This is a genomic window from Mangrovactinospora gilvigrisea (assembly GCF_001879105.1).
GTDB lineage: Bacteria > Actinomycetota > Actinomycetes > Streptomycetales > Streptomycetaceae > Mangrovactinospora > Mangrovactinospora gilvigrisea.
Genome location: NZ_MLCF01000162.1, coordinates 23,163 through 46,571, shown reverse-complemented (window position 1 = coordinate 46,571; position 23,409 = coordinate 23,163). Strand labels below are relative to the sequence as shown.

Genomic DNA, 23,409 nt, shown 5'->3' with positions numbered 1-23,409 from the left:
TGGCGATGGCGGTTCGGGAGGTCGCTCCCGGCAGGACCGCGGCATTCCGAAGGGTTCGACGGGGCTGGTGCCGTTCCTGGTGGCGGACGGGGCGGCGAAGGCCATCGACTGGTACGGGGAGGTGTTCGGCGCGGAGACCGCGTCCCGCTTCGACGGGCCGGACGGGATCGTCTACCACGCGCAGCTGCGGCTGCCCAACGGCTGCGTGATGGAACTGGGCGACCCCTCCGAGGCGTTGGGCCTCGCCGCGGGCGGCGCGGGCCACGGGGTGGTGCTGACCGTCTGGTGCCCGGACATGGACGCCGTCCACGGCCGCGCGGTGGCCGCGGGCGCTCGCGAGCTGTCCGCCCCGGAGGACGGCTTCACCGGCGACCGGATGTCCCGCATCGTCGACCCCTACGGCCACCGCTGGGTCGTCGCCACCCACGTCGAGGACGTCTCCGACGAGGAGATCGCCCGCCGCATCGCCGCCATGGGCGCCGGCGGCGACGTGGCGTGAGAGCCCGCGCCCCCTGCGGGGCTACGGCTTGCCGAAGCCGTGGGCCTGGAGGACCTGCTGGCCGGTGGGGCCGGCGACGAAGGCGGCGAACTTCTTCGCCGAGGCCTGGTTCTTGCCGGCGTCGATCGTGGCGATGGGGTAGGTGGCGAGGACGTTGTCCTTGGCGGGGATCTGGACCGCCTGGACGCCCGACTTCACCGCCTCCACGTCGGTCGCGTAGACGATCGAGGCGTCCGCCTCGCCGAGGGAGACCTTGGAGAGCGCGGCGCGCACGTCCGTCTCCTCCGACTTGGGCTTCACCGTCACCCCGGCCTTCTTCAGCGCCTCCAGCGCGTAGTGGCCCGCCGGGACGGTGGGGCCGGCCAGCACCACCGTCACGTTCGACTTCGCCAGGTCGGCGAGCGTCGCGATGTGCTTGGGGTTGCCCGAACGCACCGCGATGACCAGCTTGTTGGACGCGAAGTCGGTGGACGTGCCCACCTTGCCGGCAAGCTTCTTCATGGTGAGGGTGTCGGCGGTGGCGATGACGTCCGCCGGGGAGCCCTGGTTGACCTGGACGGCCAGCTGCTGCGAGCCGCCGAAGGACGGCCGCACGGTGGTGCCGGTCTGCTTCTTGAAGTCGGCCGCCAGCTCGGTGAACGACTCCTTGAGCGACGCCGCCGCCAGCACGGTCAGCGTTCCGCCCGCCTTCGCGCCGCCCTTGGCGGACGAGGAGGAGGACGGCGACGACGCGCCGGACGACGAGCCGCAGCCGGCGATCAGGACGGCCGCGGCGGAGGCCGCGGCGAGGGCGAGGATCGGCTTGGTTCTCGGCGTGGTCCTCATGGTGGGGACACTCCTCAGGGTGTGCGGTGGCGCGTGCCGGACAGCGGAGCCGCCGTCCGGCGGGGGCGTGCCAAGACCCCTAGCGCGGCAGATCGATCATGACGTTGGTGGCCTTCACGGATCCGACGGCCTCCATCCCGACCTGGAGGCCCAGCTCCTCGACGGCCTCACGGGTCGTCAGGGCGACCACCCGGTGCGGCCCGGCCTGCACCTCGACCTGGGCGGCGACGTCCCCCACGGTGATCCGCGTGATGATCCCCGGGAAGCTGTTCCGCGCCGAGGTGCGCCGGGTGTCGGGCTCGGGATGCCCGCCGCGGCTGCCCAGTTCGACGGCGAACGCGGCGAGGTCCTCGGCCGCGATCGTCCGCTGACCACCGGTTCCGCGCCGGCACGGCAGCTCGCCGCCGTCGGCCCAGCGCCGCACGGTGTCGGCGCTCACTCCGAGAAGCCCGGCCGCCTGACCGACGGAATACTCGCGCATGCGGTAGTTCTATCGCACATCCCCTCGCGGATGCCAGGTGGCCGCCGCGCTGGGCATCGCTGCTGCGAGATCGTCCGAACGGTCATGGGTAGGCCAATTTTCCGCGCGGACGGCTGCCTTGGGGACGCGTGACGGCATAGGTTCGGGTCATGAAGATCTTGATCTCGGCGGACATGGAGGGGGCGACCGGCGTCACCTGGCCCGCGGACTGCGAGCCGGGCACCGAGCAGTGGCAGCGGTGCCGCCGGATGTTCACCTCCGACGTCAATGCGGCCGTGCTCGGGTTCCTGGCCGGCGGTGCCGACGAGGTACTGATCAACGAGGCGCACTCCACCATGCGCAACCTGCTGCTGGAGGAGCTGGACGACCGGGCGGTGATGCTGACCGGCCGTCACAAGGAGCTCACCATGGTGGAGGGCGTGCAGCGCGGCGACGTCGACGGCGTCGCCTTCGTCGGGTACCACACCGCCGCCGGGACGGAGGGGGTGCTCGCGCACACCTATCTGGCCAACTCCATCACCGGCGTGCGGGTGGACGGCGAGGTCGGCAGCGAGGGGCGGCTCAACGCCCTGGTGGTCGCCGAGTACGGGGTGCCCGTGGTGCTGGTCACCGGCGACGACCGGACGTGCGAGGACGCCGCCGGCTACGCCCCCGCCGCGCGCTCCGTCGCCGTCAAGGACTGCGTCGACCGCTACGCCGCCGTCTGCCGCACCCCCGCCCGCACCGCCGCCGACATCCGCGGGGCCGCCGAGGCGGCCGCCAAGCTCGCCGGGCGCAGCGAGCCGCTGCCGCCCGCCCCGCACGAGATCGAGGTCGAGTTCGACGCCGCCCACCTCACCGGCGCCGCCACCATGGTGCCCGGGGTGGCCAGGACCGGGCCGCGCTCCGTCCGCTGGACCTCGCCCTCGATGTACGAGGGGATCCGGGCGTTCAAGGCGGTCTGCACGATGGTGTCCAACGCGGTGGAGGAGAACTATGGCTGAGCCGGCCGGCCACGACGATCCGCAGCGCGACGCGGAGGTCGTCCGGTTCACCTCCGAGCTGATCCGCATCGACACCAGCAACCGGGGCGGCGGCGACTGCAGGGAGCGGCCGGCCGCCGAGTACGTCGCCGAGCGGCTGGAGGAGGCCGGCATCCCGGCCCGGGTGCTGGAGTCCGAGCCGGGGCGCGCCAACACCGTGGCCCGCATCGAGGGTTCCGACCCGGGCCTGCCGGCGCTGCTGCTCCACGGCCACCTGGACGTCGTCCCCGCCGACGCCTCCGAGTGGTCCGTCGACCCGTTCGCCGGCGAGGTGCGGGACGGTGTCGTCTGGGGCCGCGGCGCCATCGACATGAAGAACATGGACGCGATGATGCTGGCCGTGGTCCGCGCCTGGGCGCGCACCGGCCGGCGCCCGCGCCGCGACATCGTCCTGGCCTTCACCGCCGACGAGGAGGACAGCGCCGCCGCCGGCTCCGACTGGCTGGTCGCCCGCCATCCGGAGCTCTTCGAGGGCTGCACCGAGGGCGTCAGCGAGTCCGGCGGCTACACCTTCCACGCCGACGGCCGCCGCATCTACCCGGTGGCCGCCGGCGAGCGCGGCACCGCCTGGCTGGAGCTGACCGCCCGCGGCCGGGCCGGCCACGGCTCCAAGGTCAACGCCGACAACGCGGTGACCAGGCTGGCCGCCGCGATCACCCGGATCGGCGAGCACCGCTGGCCGGTGCGGCTGACGCCGGTGGTCCGCGAGGCGCTGCGCGAACTCGGCAAGGCGGTCGGGGTCGCGATCGACCCGGACGCCGACGGCTTCGACGTGGACGCCGCGGTGGCGAGCCTCGGCGAGGCCGGCAAGCTGGTCGGCTCCACCGTCCGCAACAGCGCCAACCCGACGATGCTCAACGCCGGGTACAAGGTCAACGTCATCCCGGGCAGCGCGACGGCCCGGGTCGACGGGCGGGTGGTGCCCGGCGGGCGCGAGGAGTTCGAGGCCACCCTCGACCGGCTCACCGGCCCGGACGTCGACTGGAGCTATGTGCACAGCGAGGTCCCGCTGATGGCCGACGCGGACTCGGCGGTCTTCCGCGGCATGCGGGCCGCGCTGGAGGAGGCCGACCCCGGCGGGCACGTGGTGCCCTACTGCATGTCCGGGGGCACGGACGCCAAGCAGTTCTCCCGACTCGGCATCGCCGGCTACGGGTTCACCCCGCTGCGGCTGCCCGCCGAGTACGACTACAACGCGATGTTCCACGGCGTCGACGAGCGGGTCCCGGTGGCGGCCCTGGAGTTCGGCGCACGGGTGCTCGATCGGTTCCTGTCCCAAGTCGAGGCGTGAGGTGAGTGGGGTGGCGGAGGCGGGCCACGAGGGCCGCAAGGCCGTGACGGCGGGCTACGGGGCCTGGGCGTCGCCGGTCTCGGCCGCCGGTGCGGCGGCCCACGACGGGCGGCCCACCTGGGTGCGGCACGTCGGCGACGAGGTGTGGTGGACGGAGCCGCGCCCGTCAGAGGCGGGCCGGGTGGCGCTGGTGCGGCGCCGCGCGGACGGACGCGTCCAGCAGCTGCTGGAGGCGCCCTGGAACGTCCGCAGCCGGGTGCACGAGTACGGCGGGCGGTCCTGGACGGCCGCCGCCGACCGCGGGGGGAAGGCCCACGCGGTCTTCGCGAACTTCGCCGACCAGCGGCTCTACCGCATCGACCCGGACGGTGAACCCCGGCAGGAGCCCCGGCCGCTGACACCCGAGCCGGCGATCCCGTCCGGGCTGCGCTATCTGGAGCCGCAGCTGGTTCCGGAGCGCGGCGAGGTGTGGTGCATCCGCGAGGAGTTCCACGGCGAGGGCCCCTCCGAGCTGCGCCGGGCGCTGGTCGCGGTGCCGCTGGACGGCTCCGCCGCCGACGACCCGTCGCGGGTGCGGGTGGTGCTGAGCGACCGCCACTTCCTCGCCTGCCCGCGGCTGTCGCCGGACGGCCGGCGGCTGACCTGGATCGGCTGGGAGCATCCGGCGATGCCGTGGGACGGCACCGAGCTGCGCGTCGCCCTGATCGGCGCGGACGGCACCGCCGGCGAGCCGCGCACCGTCGCCGGCGGCCCCGAGGTGTCGGTGGTCCAGGTGGAGTGGGACGGCCCGGACCGGCTGCTGTTCGTCGCCGACCCGGACGGCTGGTGGAACCTGCACCGGGTGGAGCTGACCGCCGGCGGCGCGGCCGACGGCGACCCCGTCAACCTGCTGCCCCGGCCCGAGGAGTTCGGCGGGCCGCTGTGGCAGCTGGGCGCGCGCTGGTTCGCCCCGCTGCCCTCCGGGCTGATCGCCGTGGTGCACGGCCGCGGCCCGCAGCGCCTCGCGGTCTTCGACCCGGTCAGCGGCGATCTGCGGCCGTGCCCCGGCTCCTACACCGAGTGGGCCGCCGACCTGGACGTCCGCGGCACCGCGGTGATCGGGGTGGCCGGCAGCGCCGAGCGCGGCATGGAGGTGGTCGAGCTGGACACCTCCACCGGCTATCTGCGGGTGCTGGTGCCGGCAGGCCTGCGCGGAGCCGCCGACGTGCCCGCGGCGTACCTGCCGCACGGCGAGTCCCGCGCCTTCCAGGGGCCGGACGGGCGCGAGGTGTACGCCAACGTCTATCTGCCGCGCAACCCCGACTTCACCGCGCCCGAGGGCGAGCGCCCGCCGTTCGCGGTGTGGGTGCACGGCGGGCCGACGTCCCGCTCGCCGCTCGTCCACGACCTCGAGGTGGCCTACTTCACCAGCCGGGGCATCGGCGTCGCCGAGGTCAACTACGGCGGCTCGACGGGCTTCGGCCGCGAGTACCGCAACCGGCTGCGCGGCCAGTGGGGCGTCGTCGACGTCGCGGACGCGGCGCTGGTCGCCGAGGCGCTCGCCGCGGAGGGCACCGCCGACGGCGAGCGGCTGGCGATCCGCGGCGGCAGCGCCGGCGGCTTCACCGCGGCGGCGGCGCTCACCACCGATCTGCCCGAGGCGGCCGGGGTGTTCCGCTGCGCGGCCATCTCCTTCCCGGTCCTGGACCTGGTCGGCTTCGGCAGCGGCGAGACCCACGACTTCGAGTCCCGCTACATGGACTCGCTGGTCGGACGGCTCCCGCAGGACCAGCAGCGCTACGAGGAGCGCTCCCCCTCCCGGCACGCGGACCGGATGTCGGCGCCGTTCGTGCTGCTGCAGGGGCTGGAGGACCGGGTCTGCCCGCCCAGCCAGGCCGAGAAGCTGCTCAAGGCGGTGGAGGGGCGCGGCATCCCGCACCGGTACCTCGCCTTCGAGGGCGAGCAGCACGGCTTCCGCCGCAAGGAGACGATGATCACCGCTTTCGAGGCCGAACTCTCGCTGTACGGGCAGGTCTTCGGGTTCACGCCGGTCGGCGTCGAGCTGCTGGAGCTGCGCAAGTGAGGGCGCTGGAGCGGCCCGCGCCGCTGCGCGAGGGCGACCTGGTCGCGCTGGTCGCCCCCAGCAGCGGCGCCGACGCCGACGAGGTGGCGGCGGGCGTCGCCGCGCTGGAGGCGTGGGGCCTGCGGGTCGCGCCGGCCGAGAACCTGACGTCCCGCCAGCCGGGCGTGCTCTCCTTCCTCGCCGGGGACGACGCGGCCCGCGCCCGCTCCTTCGAGAAGGCGTGGACCGACCCGGAGGTGCGTGCGGTGGTCTGCTCGCGCGGCGGGGACGGCGCCAACCGCATGGTGGAGCTGGTCGACTGGGCCGCGGTGCGGGCCGCCGGCCCCAAGGCGCTGGTCGGCTTCAGCGATGTGACGACGCTGCACGCCGCGCTCGCGGTGCGCTGCGGCTTCGTCTCGCTGCACGGCCCGATGCCGGTCACCCGGGCGTTCGGTGCGTCGGCGGAGGGGCTGCGGCGGATGCTGTTCGCCCCGGAGGAGGTGCGCGAGCTGCGCGGCGCGCCGGGCGTCGACACCCTGGTCGGCGGGCGGGCGCGCGGCGTGCTGCTGGGCGGCTGCCTCAGCGTCTTCTGCGCCGAGTTCGGCACCGCCGCCGGCCCGCCCGATCCGCGGGGTGCGCTGCTGTGCCTGGAGGACGTCGGCGAGAACGCCACCCATCTCGACCGCTATCTGGGCCAGTTGGCCCGCTCCGGTTATCTGGACGCGCTGGCCGGAGTGCTGCTCGGCTCCTGGAAGGACTGCGGTCCCTGGCAGGGCGAGCTGCGCGAGCTGTTCCTGGACCGGCTCGGCGGCCTCGGCGTCCCGGTGGTCGGCGAGTTCGGCTTCGGGCACGGCGAGGTCAACCAGACGATCCCGTTCGGCGTCGAGGCCGAGCTCGACGCCGACGCGGGCACCCTCGCCCTTCAAGACTTCTAGGGCGCCGCGGTCACCCGCCGGTCCGCGCGGATCGCCGCGAAGAGCCGGCGGGCCTTCGCCCGGTTCCAGATCACCGCGTCGCCCTTGGCGGTGTGCAGGCCGTGGCCGGCGATCGGGACGTTGAGGTGGACGGCGTCCGCGCCGCCGCCCTTCATGGTCCGAAAGAGGGTGAGCAGGTCGGCCGGGTGGGTGGCGTCGTCCACCGTCAGGCTCGCCAGCCCGGCCTCGGCGGTCGCCCACACCTTCTCCGGGTCCTTCAGCACCCCCGGGCTCGCCGCCTTCTTGACCAGCGCGGCGAGGAACTTCTGCTGGTTCTGGGTGCGCCCCAGGTCGCCGTTGGCCTCCTGGTGGCGCTGCCGGACGAAGGCCAGCGCCTGCTTGCCCGTCAGGGTGTGGCAGCCCTTGGCCAGGTTCTCGCCGGACTTGGGGTCGTGCACCGCCTTGCCGAGGCAGACGGGCACCCCGCCGACGCCGTCCACGATGCCGACGAACCCGCCGAAGCCGATCTCGGTGTAGTGGTCGATGCGCACCCCCGTCTCGGCCTCGATGGTGCGCACCAGCAGCCCCGGGCCGCCGAGCGCGAAGGCCGCGTTGAGCTTGTTCTTCGCCGGCGGGTGGTGGATGCCGTCGGTGGGCAGTGTGTAGCCGGGGATGGTCACCCAGGAGTCGCGGGGCAGGCTGACCATGCTGGTGCCGTGCGCGCCGGTGTGCAGCAGGATCATCGAGTCGGTGCGCCGGCCCGCGTCCGCGGAGCCGCCGGTGTGCAGGTCGTGCCGCTGGGCGGCGGTCATCCCCACCCGGCTGTCGGAGCCGACGATCAGATAGGTGGTGCCGGGGCCCTGCGCGGGGCGGTCCGGGAGCGCGGAGAGGTCGACGGCGTGCCCCAGGCGGCCGTCCGCCCAGGCGTAGCCGCCGAGCGGGATGCCGACGGCCGCCAGCAGCACGGCGAGCAGCACCAGCAGCCGGCGGCGGCGCCTGCGGCGGCGGTGCGTCCGGGGGGTGCGGGCGCTGGTGCGGAAGCCGCCGGAGCTGCCGTCGCCCACCGCGTCGCCGACGCTGCCGGTGCCGAACACCCCGGTCGGGACGGGGTCGCGCGGGCCGGGGCCGTATCCGACGATCCGTCCGGTCAGCGGCTCCGGGGGAGCCTGCTCGTTCTCGCTCATCGCACCGTTCCCCTCGCCTCGACCCGTGCCCGGCCCTGCCGGCGCCCGCGGGCCAGCTGCTGCGCCGCCGTCCCGGCGCGCCGGGCGCGGTGCCAGCGCAGCCGGGTGCCGGAGAGCGCGGAGACCACCGACTGGATCACCACCAGGTACATCAACTGGCGGTAGACCAGGGCCTGGAACGGCAGCGCCCACAGGGTGCGCAGCCGCTCGCCGTCCAGCCGCAGGGCGTAGCCGGCGCACAGCAGCTGGGAGAGGAGGAAGCCGCACCACAGCAGGGCGGCCTTGCTGGGGTCCTGGAAGAGCGCCGAGTAGAGCGTGAAGACGTCGATCACCGGGGCGAACAGCGGCAGGGCTATCTGGAAGAGCAGCAGATAGCCCAGGCCGCGCCGGCCGAACCGCCCGGCCGGGCCGAACTCCCGGACGCATGCCCGGTGCTTCCAGGCCGCCCGCAGCGTGCCGTAGCACCAGCGGTAGCGCTGCCGCCACAGCTGGCGGAGGCCGGTGGGCACCTCCGTCCAGGCCACCGCGGTCTCCTCGTAGACGACCCGCCAGCCGGCCCGCCACAGGCCCATGGTCAGATCGGTGTCCTCGGCGAGGGTGTCGTCGCTGACCCCGCCGATGCCGAGGACGGCGTCGCGGCGGAACGCGCCGATCGCCCCGGGCACGGTGAGCATGCACTCCAGCACCTCGAACATCCGGCGGTCGAGGTTGAAGCCGAAGCAGTACTCCAGGTGCTGCCAGCGGCCCAGCAGCCGGCGGCGGTTGCCGACCTTGGTGTTGCCGCTGACCGCGCCGACCGCCGGATGGGAGAGCGGCTGGATGAGGCGCCGGATCGCGTCCGCGTCCAGGACGGTGTCGGCGTCCACCATCACCACCACCGCGCAGCGGGCGTGCGCCAGGCCGGTGTTGAGGGCGGCGGCCTTGCCGGCGTTGAACTGGCGGACGACCTGCACGCGCCCGTCGAGTGCGGCGATCTTTGCGGCGCGCGCCGCGGTGCGGTCGGTGGAGCCGTCGTCGACGACGAGGATCTGCAGGTCGGCATGCGTGGAGGCGAGCAGCGAGCGCAGCGTGGCGCGGATGCCCTCCTCCTCGTTGTACGCCGGGACGATCACCGTCACCGGGTCGTCGACCTGGCGCAGCCAGGGCGAGCCGGGCCGGTACCGCTCCAGGCGCCGCACATGGACGCGGGCGAAGAGGGCGAGCAGCGCCAGCCGAGCCATGCCCAGCACCCCGGCCGCGCCGACGGTCCAGGTGAGGACGGTGACCAGCAGGTGCCCCAGCCGGGAGGCGGCGATCAGGGCGAGGCCCTCGGCCTTCTTCGCGGTGGGCACCGGGTGTTCGGCTCGGGGCAGCCCGACGGCGTCGGTGACGGTCGGGAAGCGGTGGATGCGGGGGTTGGCCAGCAGGCCGGCGATGCGGGCGTAGCCGGTGGCGTCCTGGGTGTACTGGCGGACGACGCCGGCCGAGTCGCGCTTGTTCCACATGTCGGTGGCGACGACGGCCGATCCCGCGTCCAGGGCGCGGCGGGTGGCCGTCCACTGCCGGCCGCAGAGCGTGTCGGGGGAGCCGGTGAGCGGCATCCGCAGCAGGGTGGTGCGCAGTCCGCCGCTGCCGGCGAGGGCCGCGGCGCCGAGGGAGAGCTCCAGCCGGGAGCGGAGCGGGGAGGCGCGGTCCATGGCGGCGCCGCTGTAGGTGTAGCTGCCGATCTCGTTGCCTCCGGCGCGGATGCGGCGCACCAGGCCGGGGTGGCGGGCGGCCTCCGAGCCGAGCAGGAAGAAGGTCGCGCGGGCGTGGTGGCGGGGCAGCAGGTCGAGGATGCGCGGCGTCCACACCGGGTCGGGCCCGCCGTTGACGGTGATGGCCGCGGTGCCGGCGGGCACCGACCGGGAGCCGTGCCCGACGAGCACCGGCCCGCCGGCCCGCACCGCGGCGGGGGCGGGCGAGGCGCACGGCAGCCGGGAGGTGGCGCCGTCCACCTCGTTGGCGGTGAAGCCCTGCAGGAGCAGGGCGGCGGCGGTGACGGCGAGGACGGCCGCGAGGAGCAGCCAGTGGCCGCGGGGGACGCGGGTGTGCTTGTGGCGCGCCGCCATCAGGCGGCGGCGGGGGTGGGACGAGGGCGGGTGATGGGCATGCCGATGGGGCTGGCGTCGCACATGGCAGGCGAGTCTAGTGATCGACAGCCAATCGAACGCAGATTTGAGACTGCGTTAAGGAACGTCTTCCGCACGCCCCTTGGGAGCGCGCGCGAGAGGGGCGCACCGGCGGCCGAAAACCGGCGGTGCGCCCCTCGGGGACCTCAGAACCCGGCCCGCTCCAGCATCCGGGACGCCGCCCCCACCGAGTCCACCAGCGGATGCAGCGCGAGCGCCCGGAGCGCGGCGGCCCGCGACCCGGTCGCCGCCGCCTCGATCGCGGCCCGCTCCACCGCCTTCAGCGATGCCATCATCCCCAGCTGATGGTCGCTCAGCGGGCCCGTCGCCAGCGGCCGCGCGCCCGACGCGTCCACCGTGCAGGGCACCTCGACCACCGCGTCCGCGTCCAGCCCCGGCACCGCGCTGCGGTTCGGGACGTTGAGGATCAGCTGCGTCCGCTCGTTGCGGGCGATCGCCCGCATCAGCGCCAGCGCCACCCGGTCGTAGCCGCCGCCGTCCAGGTCGCAGGTGTCGCGCTGCCAGCCGCCGGTGGCCTCGCGGCTCTCGGCCATGTAGGTCTCCTCCCGCTCCAGGCGGGTCCGCTCCCAGGCGGCGAAGGCGTGCGCCGGATCGGCGGCCGCCTCGCGGTAGAAGGAGGCCTGCTGGTCGCGGAGGAACTCGCCGCGGGTGGCGTCCGCGCCGCTGATCGCGGCGACCGCCTCGCGGTTGAAGTAGTAGTAGTGCAGGTACTCGTTGGGGATCGCGCCCAGCGCCTGCAGCCACTGTGCGCCGAAGAGCCGGCCCTCCTCGAAGGACTCCAGCCGCTCGGCGTCGGCGAGCAGCTCGGGGAGCCGGTCGCGGCCGTCGACGGTCAGCCGGCGCAGCCAGCCGAGGTGGTTGAGGCCGACGTAGTCGTAGCCGGTGCGGTCCGGGTCGGCGCCGACCGCGCGGGCGGCGCGGCGGCAGAGGCCGACGGGGGAGTCGCAGATGCCGATGACGCGGTTGCCGAGCACCCGGTTCATCGCCTCGGTGACCATGCCGGCCGGGTTGGTGAAGTTGATGGTCCAGGCGTCCGGGGCGGCCGCGCGGATCCGCTCGGCGAGCTCCAGCGCGACCGGGATGGTGCGCAGCCCGTAGAGGACGCCGCCGGCGCCGACGGTCTCCTGGCCGAGCAGGCCCTCGTCGAGGGCGGCGCGCTCGTCGCCGACCCGGCCGGGCAGGCCGCCGACGCGGATCGCGGAGAAGACGAAGTCGGTGCCGTCCAGCGCCTCGTCGAGGTCGGTGGTGGCGAGCACCTTCGGGGCCGGCCCGCCGGACTCCTCGGCCTGGTCGGCGAGGACGGCGCGGACGGCGGTGAGCCGCTCGGCATCGGTGTCGTAGAGGCGGAGTTCGGTGACGCGACCCGCCTCGTCGCCGTCGTCGGCGAGCAGGGCGCGATGCACCAGCGGCACCCGGAATCCCCCACCGCCCAGCACGGTCAGCCTCATGATGCTCCTGCCTCCATGTTCCTTGCCTCCGCGCCCGGGACTTCCCGTACGTCCACTCCGGCCTCGCGGAAGACGCCGAGCGTGACCGGGTCGGTGCCCCGGTTCGTGATCATCATGTCGAGGTCGCCGGCGTCGCAGACGCGGGCCGTGCCGTCGGTGCCGGGGAACTTCCCCGGCGTGGCCAGCAGCACGCGCTGCCGGGCGGCGCGCAGCATCGCGCGCTTGACGGGCACCTCGACGTCGGTGCTGTCCATCACCCGCCCGTCCGGCAGCACCCCGGCGGCGCCGAGGAAGAGCCGGTCGGCGTGCACCTGGCGGAGGTTCTCCTCCGTCAGGTAGCCCACCAGGGAGCGGTAGTTGCGGCGCACCCGGCCGCCGAGCAGGATCAGGTCGACCTCCTCGTCGTCCTTCAGCTCCTCGTAGGCCGCCAGGCTGCTGGTGACCACCGTGACGGGGCGGCCGCGCAGCCGGCGGGCCATCCGGCGGGTGGTGGTGCCGATGTCGAGCAGGACGGTCTCGCCGTCCTGCACGAGAGCGGCGGCGGCGGCCGCGACCGCGTCCTTCTGGTCCGGTTCGTCCACCTCCACCTCGCCGAAGGGGCGTTCGGTGCGGCGGGCGACGGCGCCCCCGTAGACGCGGGTCAGCAGGCCCGCGGTCTGCAGGCCGTCGAGATCGCGTCGTACCGTTGCCTCGCTCACGTCGAGGCGGGCGGCCAGCTCGCGGACGGGCAGCACGCCCTGCTCGCGCAGCAGCCGCAGCAGTCGTTCGTGCCGGGTCTCCCGCAACATGCTCCGCAACATACAACTTGTGAGCGACTTTGCGCGAGTGTGCTCAACCTCTTGCAATCGGACCCATGATCAGTGCAAGGTGTCGCTCACGTGAGGGCGCATTCCGGCCAGTTGGCGCGCGCCGGTGCACCGCAGCGACATCTCACAGCATGGGAATGCCCAACGCCGAAGGAGTCATCGGGTGAGTACTGCCACGCCCGCACCCCGCAACGCCGCGGACGCCGCCGCCGACCCCCTGGCGAAAGTGCGCAACCCCGGCGACCCCTCGCAACCCGAGCACGACGTCTTCCTCACCGGGACCGTCTTCCTCGACATCGTCATGACGGGCATGGACCACGCCCCCGTCCGCGGCACCGAGTCGTGGGCCCGCGGCATGGGCTCCAGCCCGGGCGGCATCGCCAACATGGCCGCCGCCACCGCCCGCCTGGGCCTGCGCACCACGCTCGCCGCCGCCTTCGGGGAGGACGTCTACGGCGACTACTGCTGGGACGCCCTCTCCCGCGACGAGGGCGTCGACCTCGGCCCCTCCCGCCGCTGGCCCGGCTGGCACTCGCCGGTCACCGTCTCCATGGCGTACGAGGGCGAGCGCACCATGGTCACCCACGAGCACCCGCCGCCCGCGTCCCCGGTGCCCGCCGAGATCCCCGCCACCCGCGCCGTCGTCACCTCCTTCGAGCCGGGCCGGCCCGTGGAGTGGGTGTCCCGCGCCGCCGGCGCCGGGGCCAAGGTCTTCGGCGACGTCGGCTGGGACGAGACCGACCGCTGGGAGCTCGCCGCCCTGCCCGACCTCGGGCACAGCCACGCCTTCCTGCCCAACGCGGAGGAGGCGCAGCGCTACACCCGCACCGACAGCCCGGACGCCGCCGCCCGCCGGCTCGCCCGGATCGTCCCCATCGTCGCCGTCACCCGCGGCGCCGAGGGCGCGCTCGCCATCGACAACCTCACCGGCGAGACCGCCGAGGTCCCCGGCCTGCCGGTGGACGCCCTCGACCCGACCGGCGCCGGGGACGTCTTCGTCGCCGGCTTCATGACCGGCACCCTCGCCGGCTGGCCGCTCGACCAGCGCCTCGCCCTCGCCAACCTGTGCGCCGCGCTGTCGGTGCAGCACTTCGGCGGCTCGCTCGCCGCCCCCGGCTGGATCGAGATCGCCGCCTGGTGGCAGCACCTGGCCACCTGCACCCGCGCCGCCTGCGGCGGCGACCCCGAACTGCGCCGCCGCTACGGATTCCTCGACGAGCTGCTGCCCGTGCTGCTCCCCGACGGCATCCCCGCGTGCGCCGCCGGAGGCAGCCCGCACGGCCGCCGCCGCGCCGTCCCCACCGTCGGCTTCCGCGCCGCCTGACAGGAGCACTGGTGATGAGCAGCAACCGAACCCTGCGCACCCGGCGGGCCGTCCTCGGCACCGCCCTCACCGGCGCCGTCGCCCTCGGCGCCAGCGCCTGCATCCCCGGCACCGGGGGTACCTCCACCGCGGCCGGCACCACCGGCGTCGCCGGGGTGCCCGACCCCAAGAAGGCCGGCAAGGTCACCCTCACCGTCTGGGACGGGCAGACCGACGGCGGCGGCAACACCCAGCTCGCCGAGCTCAACAAGCAGTTCCAGGCGAAGTACCCGAACGTCGCCATCAAGCGGGTGGCCCGCTCCTTCGCCGACCTGAAGACCACCCTCAAGCTGGCCATCTCCGCCAACAACCCGCCCGACGTCGTCCAGGTCAACCAGGGCTACTCGGACATGGTGGCGTTCGTGAAGGCCGGCCTGCTGCGCCCCGTCGACGACTACGCCGGCATCTACGGCTGGAACTCCCGCTATCCGCAGGTCCTGATGGACCCCAACCGGGTCTCGGTGGACGCCAAGCACTTCGGCACCGGCCGCCTCTACGGCATCTCGCAGTCCTCGGAGTACGTCGGCGTCTACTACAACAAGCGGATCCTCAAGCGCCTCGGCATCGATGTCCCGCGCACCTGGGACGAGTTCACCGCGGCGCTGGCGAAGACCAAGGCCGCCGGGACGCTGCCGATCGAGTTCGGCAACCTCAACAAGACGATGGCCATCCACGTCTACGGCGTCATCCTGGACCACCTCGCCGCCGCGCAGTCCCGCGACACCGTCTACAACAAGGCCGGCGGCAGCTACGACACCCCGGAGACGGTCGAGGCCGCCCGCGTCCTCCAGGACTGGGTGAAGAAGGGCTGGCTGTCGAAGGACGGCAACGGCCAGGACCAGGACGCCGCCTACGCCGGCTTCGCCAAGGGCAAGAGCGCCTTCCTGGTCAGCGGCACCTGGGCGATGGAGTCGCTCGGCTCGATGGGGAGCAACGTCGGGATCGTCCCCCCGCCGCCCGTCAAGGCCGGCGGCGCCTCCTACTCCACCGGCGGGCCCAGCACCGCGATGTCCATCACCTCGCGTGCCCGCCACCCCGAGGTGGCCGCCGCGTACCTGGACTTCATCACCAACGCCAACGCGTCCAACGTGATGACCAAGAACAACGTGCTGCCCGCCATCCCCGGCACCGCCGCCGACGCGATGCCCGCCGACAGCCCCAACGGGCAGCTGGTGGCCGGCTGGAAGAAGCTCGCGGCCGACGAGGGCATCGTTCCCTACCTCGACTACTCCACCCCGACCTTCTACGACACCATCACCGCCCAGCTGCAGAACCTGGTCGCCGTCAAGACCACCCCGCAGGCGTTCGTCGACGCGCTGCAGAAGGACTACGCGTCCTTCCTCAAGCAGCAGCAGGGGAGCGGGTCATGAGCGCCGGGACGACGACCGGCGGCGACCGGAGCCGCCGCGGGCGCCTGGCGGAGCGCTACCGCAGGCGCGCCCCCGGCGAGCCGCGCGCCGTCGGCTACCTCTACATCCTGCCCGCGCTGATCGTCTACGCGGTGGTGCTGCTCTTCCCGTTCGGCCAGTCGGTGTGGCTGTCGTTCCTGCACTGGGACGGCCTCACCCGGGCCTCCTACGCCGGGTTCTCCAACTACACCCAGCTGTTCACCGACCCGGACCTGCGCGGCGCCTTCTGGCACGCCATCGTGCTGCTGATCTTCTACTCGGTGATCCCGGTCTGCATCGGCCTGCTGCTCGCCGCCGCGATGAGCCGCATCCGGGTCCGCGGCATGACGTTCTTCCGCGCCGTGCTCTTCCTGCCGCAGGTGGTCGCCATGGTGGTGAGCGGCGTCGCCTGGCGCGCCATCCTCGCCCCCGACGGGCTGCTCAACTCCGTGCTGCGGGGGATCGGCCTGGGCTCGCTGGCCCGCACCTGGCTCGGCTCCTACACCTTCGCGCTGCCCTCGGTGGGCACCATCGGCGCCTGGGTCGGGATGGGCCTGTGCATGGTGCTCTTCCTGGCCGGCGCCCAGCGCATCCCCAAGGAGCTGTACGAGGCAGCCCGCATCGACGGCGCCGGCGCGATCCGCGAGTTCTTCGCCGTCACCCTCCCCGGGCTGCGCCTGGAGATCTCCGTCGCCCTCACCCTGACGATGATCAGCGGCCTGAAGAACTTCGACGTGGTGTACGTGACCACCTCCGGCGGCCCCGGCACCGCCACCACCGTGCCGGCCTACGAGCTCTACCAGCGGGCCTTCCAGACCAACCAGGTCGGCTCCGCCGGCGCGATCGGCGTGGCCCTCACGGTGCTCATCTTCCTGGTGACGCTGCTGATCGGGCGACTTGTTGAAGGCAAGGGCGAAGGAAAGCGCGCATGACCACCTCCCGCACCGACCGCACCATGACGTACTTCGTCCTCGCGGTCTTCTCCGTCTTCTCGCTCGTGCCGCTCCTCGGCGTGCTCTCCTCCGCGTTCGGCAAGAGCGGGCAGGGCGCCGGCGGCGGGGTGGCGTGGCCGTCCGACGGTCTGCACTGGTCGAACTTCGCCAAGGCCTGGACGCAGGGCCACTTCTCCACCTACCTGGGCAACTCCGCGGTCGTCGCGGTGACCGTGGTGGTGGTCGCCGCGGTGCTCGCCACCATGGCCGCCTACGCGTTCGGCGTGATGCGCTTCCCCGGCTCGACGGCGCTCTTCTACCTGTTCGTGCTCGGGCTGACGCTGCCCGCCGAGTCGTTCGTCATCCCGCTCTACTTCGACCTGCGGGCGCTGAACCTCACCGACTCGCTGTGGGGCATGATCCTGCCGCAGACCGCGCAGTCGCTGGCCTTCGGCGTCTTCTGGATGCGCACCTACTTCCGCAACTCGGTGGGCAGCGTCATCGAGGCCGCCCGGATCGACGGGGTGCGCAGCTGGGGCATCCTGTGGCGGGTGCTGGTCCCGATGGGGCGGCCGGCGATCACCACCATGCTCGTCGTCACCTTCATGTGGACCTGGAACGAGTTCCTGCTCGCCCTGGTGATGATCAGCGACGACGCGCACCGCACGGTCCCGCTGGGGCTCGCCTTCTTCCAGGGCGCGCACTCCAGCGACAACGCGCTGCTCTCCGCGGCGTGCGTGCTGATCGCCCTGCCGGTCGTGATCGTCTACGTCATCCTGCAGCGCAGCTTCATCGCGGGCATGCTGTCGGGGGCGGTCAAGGAGTAGCCGGGCCCCCGCCGCCCAACTCGTCGAGCGTCCCCAGGCGTTCCGCGGCCCCCGGCAGGCCGCGGACCGCCGCCACCAGCATCAGCTCGGTGACCGCCACCTCGTGGGTCAGCGGGGCGATCGGCCCCGCCGACTCCCGGGGCAGGCGCAGCAGCAGATCCGCGTCCGGCGCCAGCGGGGACCGCCAGGCGTCGGTGACCAGCACCAGCCGGGCGCCGCGCGCCCGCGCCTCGCGGGCGAACGCCTCGGTGCGCGCCGAGTAGCGGCGGAAGTCGTAGGCCACCACCGCCGTCCGCGGCGCCAGGTCGAGCAGCAGGCGGGCCCGCTCCCCGGCGCCGTCCGGGACGCGGGCCACACCCGGTCGCAGGCTGCCCAGCTGGCGCACCAGGTACTCCGCCGCCAGCCCGCCGATCGGCCCGCCCAGCGCCCGCACCGCCGGGGCCGTCGCCAGCAGGTCGCCGACGCGCGCCAGTTGGGGCCCGACGGTGGCCCGCAGCGCCGCCGCCAGGCCGTCCCGCAGTTCCCGCGCCGCGTCCCGGATCGGGACGGACGCCCCGCCGTCCGCGTCCACCGCGTCGACATAGCCGCGCAGCCGGGACCGCCCCGCCGCGCCCCCGCCCCGCACCTCCGCCCGCACCGCCTCCCGGAACGCGCCGAACCCGCCGTCCCCGCCCAGCTCGGGACGGGCGAACAGGCGGGTCGCCGTCGGCGGGCTCACCCCGGCCCGCCCGGCGAGCGCGCGCAGCGAGCCCAGCGCGGCCATCGGGTGGTCGTCCAGCAGGATCCGGGCCACCGCCTGCTCGCCGCGCGGCAGGTCGGGGTAGAGCGCGGCGAGGCGCTCGCGCACCGGCGGGAGGTTCGGCATGGCCCCACGCTACGGCGTAACACCTGTTTCATCGAGCAGGCCGGGGCTGCGTACCGTAACAACCGTGACCGCTACCGTTACCGCTCCGTGGCGCGGGCTGATCGACGCCTACCGCGCCTGGCTCCCCGTCGCCGAGACCGCGACGCCCGTCACCCTCCACGAGGGCAACACCCCGCTGCTGCCCGCCCCGCACCTGTCCGAGCTGACGGGGTGCGACATCTGGCTGAAGGTCGAGGGCGCCAACCCCACCGGCTCCTTCAAGGACCGCGGCATGACGGTGGCCGTCACCAACGCCGCCGCCGCCGGGGCGAAGACCGTGGTCTGCGCCTCCACCGGCAACACCAGCGCCTCGGCCGCCGCCTACGCCGCCCGCGCCGGGCTGGGCTGCGCCGTGCTGGTGCCGCGCGGCGCGGTCGCCGCCGGCAAGCTGGCCCAGACCGCCCGCTACGGCGCCACCCTGGTGGAGGTCGACGGCCTCTTCGACGACTGCCTGCGGGTCGCCCGGGAGCTCGCCGCGCACCACCCGGTGACGCTGGTCAACTCGGTGCGCAACGAGGACCGGCTCTCCGGCCAGCGCACCGCCGCCTTCGAGGTCGTCGACGCGCTCGGCGAGGCACCGGACATCCACGCCCTCCCGGTCGGCAACGCCGGCAACATCACCGCGATCTGGCAGGGCTACGAGCGCTACGCCGAGGCCGGGCTCGCAGCGCGCCGGCCGCGGATGTGGGGCTTCCAGGCCGCCGGGGCCGCGCCGCTCGTGCACGGCACGGTGATCGCCGAGCCGCGCACCATCGCCTCCGCGATCCGGGTCGGCGACCCGGCCACCCGGGAGGGCGCCGTCGACGCCCGGGACCGCTCCGGCGGGCTGATCGACGCGGTGACGGACGAGCAGATCCTCGCCGCCTGGCGGCTGCTGGGGGAGCGGGAGGGCGTCTTCGTCGAGCCCGCCTCGGCGTCCGGCGTCGCCGGGCTGCTCGCCGCGGCCGCAGACGGGCGCCTCGACCCGGGGCAGCGCGTCGTCGCCACCGTCACCGGCAACGGCCTGAAGGACCCCGAGACGGCGGCGTCCGCCGGCCTCGACCCGGTGCCGTCCGAGGCGAGCACCGCCCAGGTGGCGCGGCTCCTGGGGGTGTGACGCCGGCCCGGCGCGGGCTCAGGCGCCGGCGTCCTTCACGGCGCCCGGTACCGCGCAGCCGTCCGGCCCGCAGACCGCCTCCGACTCGGCCGCGTCCGGGTCGCCCAGCGCGGTCAGCGGCGCCGGACGGTCGCCCCAGGCCTGCGTCAGCGCCTGGGTGAAGGCCTCCGGCGGCTGGGCGCCGGAGACCCCGTACTTCCGGTCCAGCACGAAGAACGGCACGCCCGTCGCGCCCAGCTCGGCGGCCTCCCGCTCCTCGGCGCGCACCGCGTCGCCGAACCGCTCGGGGTCGGCGAGCACCGCGCGGGCGTCGGAGGCGTCCAGGCCGGCCTCCACGGCCAGCGCCACCACCCGCTCGGTGTCGCCGAAGAGCGGCGCCTCCTCGCCGAAGTTGGCCCGGTACAGGAGGTCCAGCAGCTGCTCCTCGCGGCCCTTGCCGCGGGCGAAGTGCAGCAGCCGGTGCATGCCGAAGGACGAGCCGTAGTCGCGCCCCTCCGTCACGTAGGGCAGCCCCATCTCGGCCGCCTGCGCCCCGATGCCGCGCTCGTTCGCCGCGGCCTGGGCCTCGCTGATGCCGTACTTGCGGGCGATGATCGGCACCACCTGGCCGTGGTCGTCCTCGCCGAGCGAGGGGTCGAGCTCGAACGAGCGGTGCACCACCTCCACCGCGTCCCGATGGGGGAAGCGGGCCAGCGCCGCCTCGAAGCGGGCCTTGCCCAGGTAGCAGAAGGGGCAGTTGATGTCCGACCAGATCTCCACGCGCATGGCCCCATCCTCGGACACCCGCTCGGTTCCGGCCACCTCGGGGTGGCCGCCGCGTCAAGGCCCCCGGACCGGGAAGGACCACCCCCGGTGCAACCCCGATAGAGTCCCCTCACCCGAACCCCAAGCGGAGCACCTCGTTCGGCTGAAACACTGATGGCGCATCAGGTCCGCGCGCGCACCCGGACGCGCGCGCCGCTCGTGGAGGAGCCCAACACGTGACCGGTACCGAGCCCGAAACCGCTGCCGACAGCAGTCCCGACCGCACCGCGCAACCCGTCACCGTCGCGGTCGTCGGCGCCCACGGCTTCGGCCGCCACCACCTCGACGCGCTCCGGCCGCTCGCCGCCCGCGGCCGCGCCCGGCTGGTCGGCGTCTGCGACGTCCGGCCGGTGCCCGACGACGCCCTCGACGGCCTCGCCGACGGCGGCGAGGTGGTGGTCTCCGCCGACCTCGGGGAGGTGCTGGACCGCACCGAGCCCGACATCACCGTCGTCGCCACGCCCATCCAGACCCACGCCCCGCTGGCGGTGGCGGCGCTGCGGCACGGCAGCAACGTCCTGCTGGAGAAGCCGCCGGCGGCCACCTGGGAGGCCTACCAGCAGATCGCCGCGGCCGCGGAGGAGGCCGGCCTGGCCGTCCAGGTCGGCTTCCAGAACACCGCGTCGCCCTCGATGCGGGCCGTCCGCCGGATGGTCGAGGAGGGCGCCATCGGCACCCTGCGCGGCATCGGCGGCGCCGCCAACTGGCACCGCGAGGCCGCCTACTACGCCCGCGCCGGCTGGGCGGGGCGGCGCCGGCTGGACGACGGCACGCCGGTCGTCGACGGGGTGCTCACCAACCCGCTGGCGCACTCCGTCTCCGGCGCGCTGTGGCTCGCCGGGGCGACGGGGCCGGACGACATCGAGGAGCTGGAGCTGGAGCTGTTCCGCGCCAACCCCATCGAGGCCGACGACACCTCGGTGATGCGCGCCCGCACCCGCGGCGGCATCACCGCCACGGTGGCGGCCACCGTCTGCGCGCCCGTCCAGGAGAAGCCGTTCCTGCTGGTCCAGGGCGACGAGGGCACCCTGACGCTCTGGTACACCGACCACCGGGTGCGGCTCGCCCGGCCGGGCCGCACGCCCATCGAGAGCGAGTACGCCCCGGCGGGGCCGCTGGAGAACCTCGTCGACCACCTCGCCCACGGGGCGGCGCTGCGCACCCCGCTCGCCGAGTCCGCCGCGTTCATGCGCGTCCTCGACGCCATCCGCACCGCCCCCGAGCCCACCGTCATCGACGCCCCGCACGCCCGCCGCCTGGGCGAGGGCGACTCCGCCTGGACGGAGGTGCTCGGCATCTCCGACCTGGTCACCTCCTCGGCGGAGAAGCTGGCGCTCTTCAGCGAGCTGGGCGTCGCCTGGGCGCACTGACCCCGGCTCAGCCGGGCGTCATCCGGCCCGCCGCGCGGTCGTTGAAGGTGGCGTTGATGTGGGCGCCGTGGGTGACGGTGCGCAGGATGCGGAGGAAGAGGGCGCGGTCGGGCGGGGCGCCGGGGGAGTCGAGGCCGGCGAGGACGGCCCCGGAGAGGGCGGCGGCGTCCGCGGTGAGGCGGGGGGTGCCGCGGCCCGCGCGGACGGCGGCGGCGACCGGGCCGCCGTCCGGGATGCCGCCGCGGGCGAGGAAGGCCTCGCGCATCGCCGGCGGGCCGAGCAGGACGTTGGGGGCGTCGGTGCGGCGGTCGTCGTCGAGGTCGCCGATGTCGTCCCAGAGGGAGACCACCGCGGCGAGGGTGCGCAGCGCCGGCGCCAGGTCCGGCTCGTCGGCGAGGAGCGCGCGGGGGCCGCGGTGGTCCGGGCCGCGCAGCCGCAGGTACTGGCTGACCGTCACCATGACCAGCCCCGGCGACTCCACGCGGGCGCAGCCGGCCGCGGCGGCGCCGTCCGCCGCCGGGAGGCGGTGGACGCCGAGCGCCAGGTCGACGAGGTCCGGGTGGCGGGCGACGGACGCGTCCGGGCGGGCGTGCGCCAGGGCGCCGAGGTGCTCGCGGGCCAGCACGTCGGCGCAGCTGTGCAGCAGGTCGGCGAGGTCGGCGCGGGGCACGCCGGCGGCGAGGCGCTGCCGCAGGCCGGCGGCGAGCAGCAGATAGGGCGCCAGGTGCGCCGGGGTGCGGCCCGGCGCGTGGTCGAGGAGCTCGGCGAGCCGCCCGTGGTACCAGTCGGGCCGGACGCGGGGGAGGACGGCGGCCGCGCGGGCGGTCTCGCGGTGGACCGCGCTGCCGCAGTCGGCGTCCGGGTGCCCGGCGTTGTAGTCGTCGATGGTCTGGTCGAAGAGGAACGCGGTGAACTCGGGGGCGAGCGCGGCGAGTCCGGTGGGCGCCCGCCGCCCCGGGTGCAGCCGGGTGGAGACCAGCGCGGAGTACAGCACGGGCTTGGGCGCGATCTGCCGGGCGGTCAGGGCCGCGTACCCGGGCGGGTAGCCGAGGGCGGAGGTGAGGACGCGGGCCAGCGCGCGGGCGGCGGAGCCGATGTCAGCGGCGACGCGAGCGGCTTCGGCGGCGGCCCGCGGGCCGTCGCCGAGCAGGGCCGCGACGGCGGCGGCGAGCGTGGGGTCCGATGCGGCGGGTTCGGCGGATTCGGCCATGGGGCGGCGTTCCTGACGGTCCGTGGCGGGCGGATTGCGGGTCAGCCTGATGCACGGAACCGAACGGCGGTAGAGGCGAAATCGGACTGTTTCTCGATCGGAACGAAAGCTCTTGGACAGTGATCCGAAGCGGGGTGCGTCGGGGGCGGTCGAAAACCGGTGCAGGCGCGCGTAAGGTGTCCGTTTGTTGTGATTTCCGGCCCAAGACCTCCTCAGCGGACGGGGTTTCCGGAATGATCCGGGATGTTCCTGCGCCGAACGAGCCGTGTGTGACGAGGAGAGCCATGACCGCATTCCGAGCCGCGGCGGCGGCCGTTGGCGCCGTGGCGGCGGTCGCCGTGCTGGCCGGCTGCGGCGGCTCCTCGGGGGCGGGGACGCACGGCTCGTCCGCGGCGGCACCGTCCGCGTCGGCCTCGCACGCCGTGACGCGCGCCGAGGCGCGGACGCGCGGCGGGGGCCGCGACTGCATCGACCTCACGGTCTCGAGCGCGGTGAAGAAGCAGGTCACGGTCGCGTACGGGAAGTCGCAGAGGCCGCGGCTGACGGACATCGCGCCGGTGGCCGACACCTTCTACTACGGGCGCTGCGGGGACGTCGACTACGCCTCGGCGCGGTTCCGGCTCGCACCGGGGGCGACGGAGACCGAGGAGGTGGCGATGCAGGACGAGGGCTCCGTGCGGAAGTACCTGCGGTACACGCCCGGGAGCGGGTGGGCCTACCTCGGGTCGGACGGGTTCCCGTCCCGCGGCGGCTGCGCGGCGGTGGTGCCCGCGGGTCTCGCGACCGCGTGGATGGGGTGCCGCTAGGTCCGGTCCGGACCTGGGTCCTGTCCG

At 74.5% G+C, this 23,409-nt stretch carries 21 protein-coding genes; 12 read left to right on the top strand and 9 right to left on the bottom strand.

Annotation, left to right across the window (positions count from 1 at the left end; translation table 11 throughout):
• Nucleotides 1-67 precede the first annotated feature (67 nt).
• Nucleotides 68-499: a VOC family protein gene (locus tag BIV57_RS22525; RefSeq protein WP_245797856.1), complete on the top strand. Its 432-nt coding sequence runs from the start codon at nucleotides 68-70 to the stop codon at nucleotides 497-499.
• 21 nt (nucleotides 500-520) lie between these two features.
• Here the strand turns inward: BIV57_RS22525 and modA are convergent, their stop codons facing one another.
• Together modA and BIV57_RS22515 are read right to left on the bottom strand one after the other, a co-directional pair.
• Nucleotides 521-1,324: a molybdate ABC transporter substrate-binding protein gene (gene modA / locus BIV57_RS22520; protein WP_071658709.1), complete on the bottom strand. Its 804-nt coding sequence runs from the start codon at nucleotides 1,322-1,324 to the stop codon at nucleotides 521-523.
• A 79-nt stretch (nucleotides 1,325-1,403) separates the two neighbouring features.
• Entirely contained in the window at nucleotides 1,404-1,805 is a 402-nt protein-coding gene (locus tag BIV57_RS22515; protein ID WP_071658708.1) for a TOBE domain-containing protein, read from the bottom strand.
• A 149-nt stretch (nucleotides 1,806-1,954) separates the two neighbouring features.
• Between BIV57_RS22515 and BIV57_RS22510 the strand changes: the two genes are divergently transcribed.
• The 4 genes from BIV57_RS22510 to BIV57_RS22495 are packed head-to-tail and all read left to right on the top strand — an operon-like array spanning nucleotide 1,955 to nucleotide 7,094.
• Nucleotides 1,955-2,788 carry a M55 family metallopeptidase gene (locus BIV57_RS22510; RefSeq protein ID WP_071658707.1) on the top strand — a complete coding sequence of 278 codons (834 nt, stop codon included), beginning with the start codon at nucleotides 1,955-1,957 and terminating at the stop codon, nucleotides 2,786-2,788.
• Entirely contained in the window at nucleotides 2,781-4,118 is a 1,338-nt protein-coding gene (locus BIV57_RS22505) for a M20/M25/M40 family metallo-hydrolase (protein WP_071658706.1), read from the top strand. The genes BIV57_RS22510 and BIV57_RS22505 overlap by 8 nt, the downstream gene beginning before the upstream one ends.
• A gap of 10 nt (nucleotides 4,119-4,128) precedes the next feature.
• Nucleotides 4,129-6,180, top strand: coding sequence for a prolyl oligopeptidase family serine peptidase (locus tag BIV57_RS22500; protein WP_071658705.1), 2,052 nt, complete (start codon nucleotides 4,129-4,131; stop codon nucleotides 6,178-6,180).
• Nucleotides 6,177-7,094, top strand: coding sequence for a S66 peptidase family protein (locus tag BIV57_RS22495; RefSeq protein ID WP_071658704.1), 918 nt, complete (start codon nucleotides 6,177-6,179; stop codon nucleotides 7,092-7,094). The genes BIV57_RS22500 and BIV57_RS22495 overlap by 4 nt, the downstream gene beginning before the upstream one ends.
• Here the strand turns inward: BIV57_RS22495 and BIV57_RS22490 are convergent.
• The 4 genes from BIV57_RS22490 to BIV57_RS22475 all read right to left on the bottom strand — a co-directional run bounded on the left by BIV57_RS22490 (nucleotide 7,091) and on the right by BIV57_RS22475 (nucleotide 12,664).
• Complete coding sequence (locus BIV57_RS22490) at nucleotides 7,091-8,257, bottom strand: LCP family protein (RefSeq protein WP_079170603.1); 1,167 nt, start codon at nucleotides 8,255-8,257, stop codon at nucleotides 7,091-7,093. The two genes, BIV57_RS22495 and BIV57_RS22490, sit on opposite strands and share 4 nt — an antisense overlap.
• Nucleotides 8,254-10,347: a bifunctional polysaccharide deacetylase/glycosyltransferase family 2 protein gene (locus tag BIV57_RS22485; protein ID WP_071658703.1), complete on the bottom strand. Its 2,094-nt coding sequence runs from the start codon at nucleotides 10,345-10,347 to the stop codon at nucleotides 8,254-8,256. Before BIV57_RS22485 ends, BIV57_RS22490 begins: the two co-directional genes overlap by 4 nt.
• Before the next feature lie 206 nt (nucleotides 10,348-10,553).
• On the bottom strand, nucleotides 10,554-11,876 hold the full coding sequence (locus BIV57_RS22480; protein ID WP_071658702.1) for a 6-phospho-beta-glucosidase: 1,323 nt from the start codon (nucleotides 11,874-11,876) through the stop codon (nucleotides 10,554-10,556).
• On the bottom strand, nucleotides 11,873-12,664 hold the full coding sequence (locus BIV57_RS22475) for a DeoR/GlpR family DNA-binding transcription regulator (protein ID WP_071658701.1): 792 nt from the start codon (nucleotides 12,662-12,664) through the stop codon (nucleotides 11,873-11,875). Before BIV57_RS22475 ends, BIV57_RS22480 begins: the two co-directional genes overlap by 4 nt.
• A 181-nt stretch (nucleotides 12,665-12,845) precedes the next feature.
• Between BIV57_RS22475 and BIV57_RS22470 the strand changes: the two genes are divergently transcribed.
• Genes BIV57_RS22470 through BIV57_RS22455 form a run of 4 tightly spaced genes read left to right on the top strand, consistent with a single transcriptional unit; the run spans nucleotide 12,846 to nucleotide 17,192 of the window.
• The gene (locus tag BIV57_RS22470) at nucleotides 12,846-14,006 is read left to right on the top strand and encodes a carbohydrate kinase family protein (protein WP_071658700.1); all 1,161 of its coding nucleotides are present in this window, start codon (nucleotides 12,846-12,848) and stop codon (nucleotides 14,004-14,006) included.
• 14 nt (nucleotides 14,007-14,020) lie between these two features.
• Complete coding sequence (locus BIV57_RS22465) at nucleotides 14,021-15,415, top strand: extracellular solute-binding protein (RefSeq protein ID WP_071658699.1); 1,395 nt, start codon at nucleotides 14,021-14,023, stop codon at nucleotides 15,413-15,415.
• Nucleotides 15,412-16,365 carry a carbohydrate ABC transporter permease gene (locus BIV57_RS22460; RefSeq protein WP_071658698.1) on the top strand — a complete coding sequence of 318 codons (954 nt, stop codon included), beginning with the start codon at nucleotides 15,412-15,414 and terminating at the stop codon, nucleotides 16,363-16,365. The genes BIV57_RS22465 and BIV57_RS22460 overlap by 4 nt, the downstream gene beginning before the upstream one ends.
• Complete coding sequence (locus BIV57_RS22455; RefSeq protein ID WP_071658697.1) at nucleotides 16,362-17,192, top strand: carbohydrate ABC transporter permease; 831 nt, start codon at nucleotides 16,362-16,364, stop codon at nucleotides 17,190-17,192. Before BIV57_RS22460 ends, BIV57_RS22455 begins: the two co-directional genes overlap by 4 nt.
• Here BIV57_RS22455 and BIV57_RS22450 read toward each other — a convergent pair.
• The gene (locus BIV57_RS22450) at nucleotides 17,182-18,057 is read right to left on the bottom strand and encodes a MurR/RpiR family transcriptional regulator (protein ID WP_071658696.1); all 876 of its coding nucleotides are present in this window, start codon (nucleotides 18,055-18,057) and stop codon (nucleotides 17,182-17,184) included. The genes BIV57_RS22455 and BIV57_RS22450 overlap by 11 nt on opposite strands.
• 64 nt (nucleotides 18,058-18,121) lie before the next feature.
• Between BIV57_RS22450 and thrC the strand changes: the two genes are divergently transcribed.
• On the top strand, nucleotides 18,122-19,192 hold the full coding sequence (gene thrC, locus BIV57_RS22445) for a threonine synthase (RefSeq protein WP_071658695.1): 1,071 nt from the start codon (nucleotides 18,122-18,124) through the stop codon (nucleotides 19,190-19,192).
• Between the two features lie 18 nt (nucleotides 19,193-19,210).
• On the opposite strand, the gene BIV57_RS22440 is transcribed toward thrC, so the two are convergent.
• On the bottom strand, nucleotides 19,211-19,957 hold the full coding sequence (locus tag BIV57_RS22440; RefSeq protein WP_071658694.1) for a DsbA family oxidoreductase: 747 nt from the start codon (nucleotides 19,955-19,957) through the stop codon (nucleotides 19,211-19,213).
• 215 nt (nucleotides 19,958-20,172) lie between these two features.
• Here BIV57_RS22440 and BIV57_RS22435 point away from each other — a divergent pair, with 215 nt between their 5' ends.
• On the top strand, nucleotides 20,173-21,366 hold the full coding sequence (locus BIV57_RS22435; RefSeq protein ID WP_071658693.1) for a Gfo/Idh/MocA family protein: 1,194 nt from the start codon (nucleotides 20,173-20,175) through the stop codon (nucleotides 21,364-21,366).
• 7 nt (nucleotides 21,367-21,373) lie between these two features.
• Here the strand turns inward: BIV57_RS22435 and BIV57_RS22430 are convergent, their stop codons facing one another.
• Nucleotides 21,374-22,576, bottom strand: coding sequence for a hypothetical protein (locus BIV57_RS22430; RefSeq protein WP_071658692.1), 1,203 nt, complete (start codon nucleotides 22,574-22,576; stop codon nucleotides 21,374-21,376).
• A 284-nt stretch (nucleotides 22,577-22,860) separates the two neighbouring features.
• Here BIV57_RS22430 and BIV57_RS22425 point away from each other — a divergent pair, with 284 nt between their 5' ends.
• Nucleotides 22,861-23,382 (top strand): hypothetical protein, encoded by a 522-nt coding sequence (locus BIV57_RS22425; RefSeq protein WP_071658691.1) that lies wholly within the window; start codon nucleotides 22,861-22,863, stop codon nucleotides 23,380-23,382.
• Nucleotides 23,383-23,409: the final 27 nt, after the last annotated feature.